This is a genomic window from Moorena sp. SIO2C4 (genome assembly GCF_010672485.1).
Classification (GTDB): Bacteria; Cyanobacteriota; Cyanobacteriia; order Cyanobacteriales; family Coleofasciculaceae; genus Moorena; species Moorena producens.
In genome coordinates, this window is sequence record NZ_JAAHGN010000618.1 from 1 (window position 1) to 4436 (window position 4436).

The 4436-nt window shown below is 43.3% G+C and carries 4 protein-coding genes; 3 read left to right on the plus strand and 1 reads right to left on the minus strand.

The annotated features are described in order from the left end of the window. The first annotated feature begins 883 nt into the window (after window positions 1-883). The 3 genes from F6K20_RS25730 to hxpB are packed head-to-tail and all read left to right on the plus strand — an operon-like array spanning window position 884 to window position 4067. Window positions 884-2407: an aspartate aminotransferase family protein gene (locus tag F6K20_RS25730; RefSeq protein ID WP_083373510.1), complete on the plus strand. Its 1524-nt coding sequence runs from the start codon at window positions 884-886 to the stop codon at window positions 2405-2407. Continuing rightward, entirely contained in the window at window positions 2407-3384 is a 978-nt protein-coding gene (locus tag F6K20_RS25735) for a zinc-dependent alcohol dehydrogenase (protein WP_071102372.1), read from the plus strand. The genes F6K20_RS25730 and F6K20_RS25735 overlap by 1 nt, the downstream gene beginning before the upstream one ends. 11 nt (window positions 3385-3395) lie before the next feature. Beyond that, the gene (gene hxpB, locus F6K20_RS25740) at window positions 3396-4067 is read left to right on the plus strand and encodes a hexitol phosphatase HxpB (RefSeq protein WP_287296531.1); all 672 of its coding nucleotides are present in this window, start codon (window positions 3396-3398) and stop codon (window positions 4065-4067) included. Between the two features lie 175 nt (window positions 4068-4242). Here hxpB and F6K20_RS25745 read toward each other — a convergent pair. Further along, window positions 4243-4436: hypothetical protein (locus F6K20_RS25745; protein WP_287296532.1), on the minus strand; the 194-nt coding region annotated here is incomplete at its 5' end.

Consider the following 4436-nt stretch of genomic DNA (forward strand, 5'->3'; position numbering starts at 1 on the left):
CTCAACAGCGGTAACGGGTGTTCGTTGTTGGCATCAAAGAAGAGTTAACTTTCCCTAAGTCTTTCCCGAAAAAAAACCTTTTATTGATAGCTTGTCGATTAGATTAAATTAAAATTCAAAAAAATAGCCGTAGAAATAATATCCACAGGTGCGACCCTCAGGTCGCACCTGAGGTAAACAGAATTTTTTCCCTGTTCCCGTCTTGATCCCAAGCGCGAGTGGGGGAAACCACGGCAGACCGCGAGTGGCGCATGGGTCTGTGTGCGGAACCTGCGTCCGCACACAGACCCATGCGCTGCCTCCCCAAGACCGCACTGCCTCCCCTGTTCCCTTGCTGCATCGCTATTCCTTATTTCCTGTTACCTGCTCCGAAGTCCCTGCTCCCTAAAATACTAATCAAAGCTTTATGGCGTAAAGGATAAAGCAACTGACTTGAAGTTATACCGTTTATAGTTAGGGTTTTTGATAATAAAAAATTATCACATATATAAAAATTTATAAAGTGTTATGGAACTGACTTGAAGTTACACCGTTTATAGTTAGTATTTTTGATAATTTTTTTTTTTTATCATATATTTAATAGATTGTCAATATTTCTGGGTAATAATCTTGTTTTGGTTAAGCTTAACAATTTTTTAATATTTTAAATCCAGATCATTTCATTATCCTGTGATAGGATACTCTGGGTGCAGAAAATTCCGGTAAGCGCAATAAAAATTAACCCAAAATCTGATCCAGAGCAATAGCAAGGATTAGGCTCATATTAAGAAGTGATTTGTAGTACTATGGTAATTGTTTTAAATAGTGCTGATCAGACTGCATCTTTATTGATTATTGCGCTTACCCTGTGCAAAAAAGGTAAAACAAGAAAAAAAGTGATATCATGACCGAGATTAATCAAGGATCGTCAAAAACGGCTGAAGAATGGTGTGGCAATAGTACAGAAATGTCCTTGCACCAAGGCATCAAAATAAATTCGGTCTTAGATAAAGAAAGACTAGATTCACCAACTACAATCGATAGCCAGGCTCTGCGCGAAATTGATCAGGAATATCTATGTTGGGGGGATACGGTTCACTATCAAGAGCGACCGATCATTGTAACTGGTTGTAAGGGTGGATTGGTTTTCGACGATGAAGGCAAATCTTATATCGATACGGGAATGTGGCACTCAAGTTGTAACTTTGGGTATCGCAATCCAGAGATTGAATCAGAGGTTACTAAACAACTCCATACATTACCTCAAGCCAATGGCGACTTTCTACATCGTGAAAAATTATTAATCGCCAAACAAGTAGTAGATGCGATGTATGAAAGAACAGGTGTCAAAGGCCGAGTATCTTTTAATGTGGGCGGCGCACTTGTGGTGGAAGATGCCCTAAAGATTATTCGTAAAAACACCCGCAAGAATAAAGTAGCTGTGATGATGGGTGGTTATCATGGTCGCTCTCTTGGTACTCTCAACCTTTCGAGTAGTCATCGATATCGACAGTATTTTAATGAGTTCTCAGAACGGGCAGTTATGTTTCCGTTTGCTAACTGCGCTCAGTGTTTCTATGAAAAGGAACGGGAAACCTGTGACTTATACTGCGAGAGCATGATTCGGAAGGCATTCTCCAACGAATTTTATGGCATCGCAAGTGAGACCAGTTCAGAAGTGGGTGCGATAGTTGTAGAACCTTGTCAAGGACGAGGCTACACCATCCCACCCAGGGATTTCTTTAAAGGGTTTATCAGTGAGTTACGACAAAAGCACGGACTTCTTGTCTTTGATGACGAAATTCAAGTTGGGATGTACCGTACTGGTAAATTATTTGCCTTCGAACATTTTGGGTTTGTGCCAGATATTATTACTTTGAGCAAATCCTTCACCAATGGTTTGAGTCCAGTTAGCTTAGTCTGGGCGCGAGAAGACCTAGTAGCACCAGACTTTTTCACTCCTGGACACGCTCACAGCAATTTTGCTAACCATCCTCTCGGAACTGCTGCTGCTTTAGCAACATGGCGTTATATGCTGGCACAAGACTACGAAAGATCAGTGCCAGCAAAAGGTTTGTACTTTTTGAGCAAACTAAAAGAACTCCAAGCCCGTCATTCCTGTGTCTATAGCGTAGATGGACTCGGACTTATACTTAACATGGTTTTTGCTGATGAAAAGGGTATACCTTACAAAGGGTCTGCCAAACTAGCAGCAAGCATTGCTCAGGATAATGATTTTATTTGGAAAGACCAGAGTTGGCGCATGATTCTCCAAACCGGAGGATACGACCTGAACGTTTTGAAATTTGCTCCTTATCTTGATATCAGCTACGAGGAAATTGATTGCACTATTGGTGTTTTAGATCAAGTCCTACACAAACTTGATATCCTATTATGTCCAACCCCTGAAACCGCAGGAGCTATTTAATGAGAGCAGCAGTTTTATCCAAAGCCAATCAAGTAGACATTCGCGATTTTCCTGAGCCTAGCAAGACTCAAGATAATGAAGTCATTGCTAAGGTAGAATTTGTGGGAGTCTGTAAAACAGACCAGCAACTAACCGCAGCAGGCTTAGATAAAGATTGTATTCTTGGTCATGAAGTAGTCTGTAGCCTGCCTAATCAAAAAGGTCATTTTGCCCTCAATAATGAGATTTCCTGTGGAAAATGTAGTTATTGTTTAGAGGGATTAACTAGTCATTGCATCAATCTCCAAGAACTTGGAGTAAATGAACATGGAGGGTATGCTGAGCAAATTTGTGCTCCTATAAATTCCCTACATCCTTTTGAATTCTCCAATCCATCTTTAGGGGTGCTCATTGAGCCTTTAAGTTGTGCAGTAAGGGGAGTAAAACGGATTCTAGCTGGTGTTAATATATTAGCTACTTCACGCCCTAAAGTCCTGGTGATTGGGGGGGGTATTTCAGGTACTCTAATTACCTACCTCCTAAATCATTCCCCCAACTTCAAGGGAGAAATTAAAGTTTACGATATCACCAAAGAGCCGCTCCCTTGGCTAAACAAATTGGGAATTGAACGGATCGAAGTTCCAGAACCAAACCAGGCACATGTGGTGGTGGAATGTTCCGGTTCACCAGGGGGTCTGGCTACAGCACTAGATCTTGTTCGTAAAGGCGGTTTAGTCTGTATCTATGGTGTTCCTAAACAAGGAATTTCTTTACCGATTTCTCCCCATGAGTTATTTATGCGAGAGATTGCGGTAGTGACATCTTTTGCTGGTGCTACAGACGAAACCATTGCGGCTGCGATCGCATCCATCAAGGGCGACGAGGCATTCTTTGAACAACTGTTGGGTCGGTTTATCCCTCTAGAGAAGCTTCCTATAGAATTGACTAATTGGAGTCCACAGCCTGGAACCCGAACTGTTGTAGATCTCGACGCTTGAGGAAGATTCTGATGCAGGATGTAGCTGTGATCTTTGATATGGATGGTTTACTAATTGATAGTGAACCGTTTTGGTCTAAGGTAGAAATCGAAGTCTTCAATGACCTTGGCATTCCCATGAACGAGAGTATGTCTTCTCAAACAATGGGTTTGCGAAACGATGAGGTGGTCAAGTATTGGTATGCTCGATTTCCTTGGACTGGTATGAGCCAAGCTGAGGTATGTCGAACAATGATTGCTCGGATGAGTGACCTATTGATGACCATGGGACAACCGATGCCAGGTGCAATTGAAACCGTAAACTTGTGTCGGGAATTAAACTTACCCCTAGCCCTAGCCACGTCATCTCCCATCGGTCTAATTGATACAGTACTCAAACGGCTCGATTTAAAGGATGCCTTTGATGTGATTACATCAGCAGAAGCCGAGGAATTTGGTAAACCCCATCCAGCAGTATATCTCACCGCTAGCCGTCGTCTGGGTATAGAACCAACCAAGTGTGTTGCCTTAGAGGATTCGGTTCGTGGCGTGATTAGTGCCAAAGCTGCCAGCATGGCATGTATTGCAGTTCCAGCACCAGAAAATCTAGAGGATGAACGTTTTGCGATCGCAGATGTCACCCTTGAATCCCTAGAACAAATCACTGAGCCTTGGCTGAAAAAGTTTTTAGCTCATGATAGCTAGGCTCAACCTAGGCTAAACATGTAGCTTAAACTAGCAGAGCACTAAAGGTTAGTTTCGTAGGGTGCGTTAGGGGAGCCCTAATTTTCCGCCTCGTAGCCAGGGTTAGGTTGCTGCCCGTAACGCACCACAGGGTCAAACAGCTTTAATGAGTTGCTAGTGGTGCTTTAGGGGGGCCCTAATTTTCCGCCTCGTAGCCAGAGTTAGGACAGCCCGCTCGGAAATGAAACGGGCAAGATGCCCATTCCACCCAGATGCCCATTCCACCCAGATGCCCATTCCACCCAGATGCCCATTCCACCCAGATGCCCATTCCACCCAGATGCCCATTCCACCAAGATGCCCATTCCACCCAGATGCCCATTCCACCCA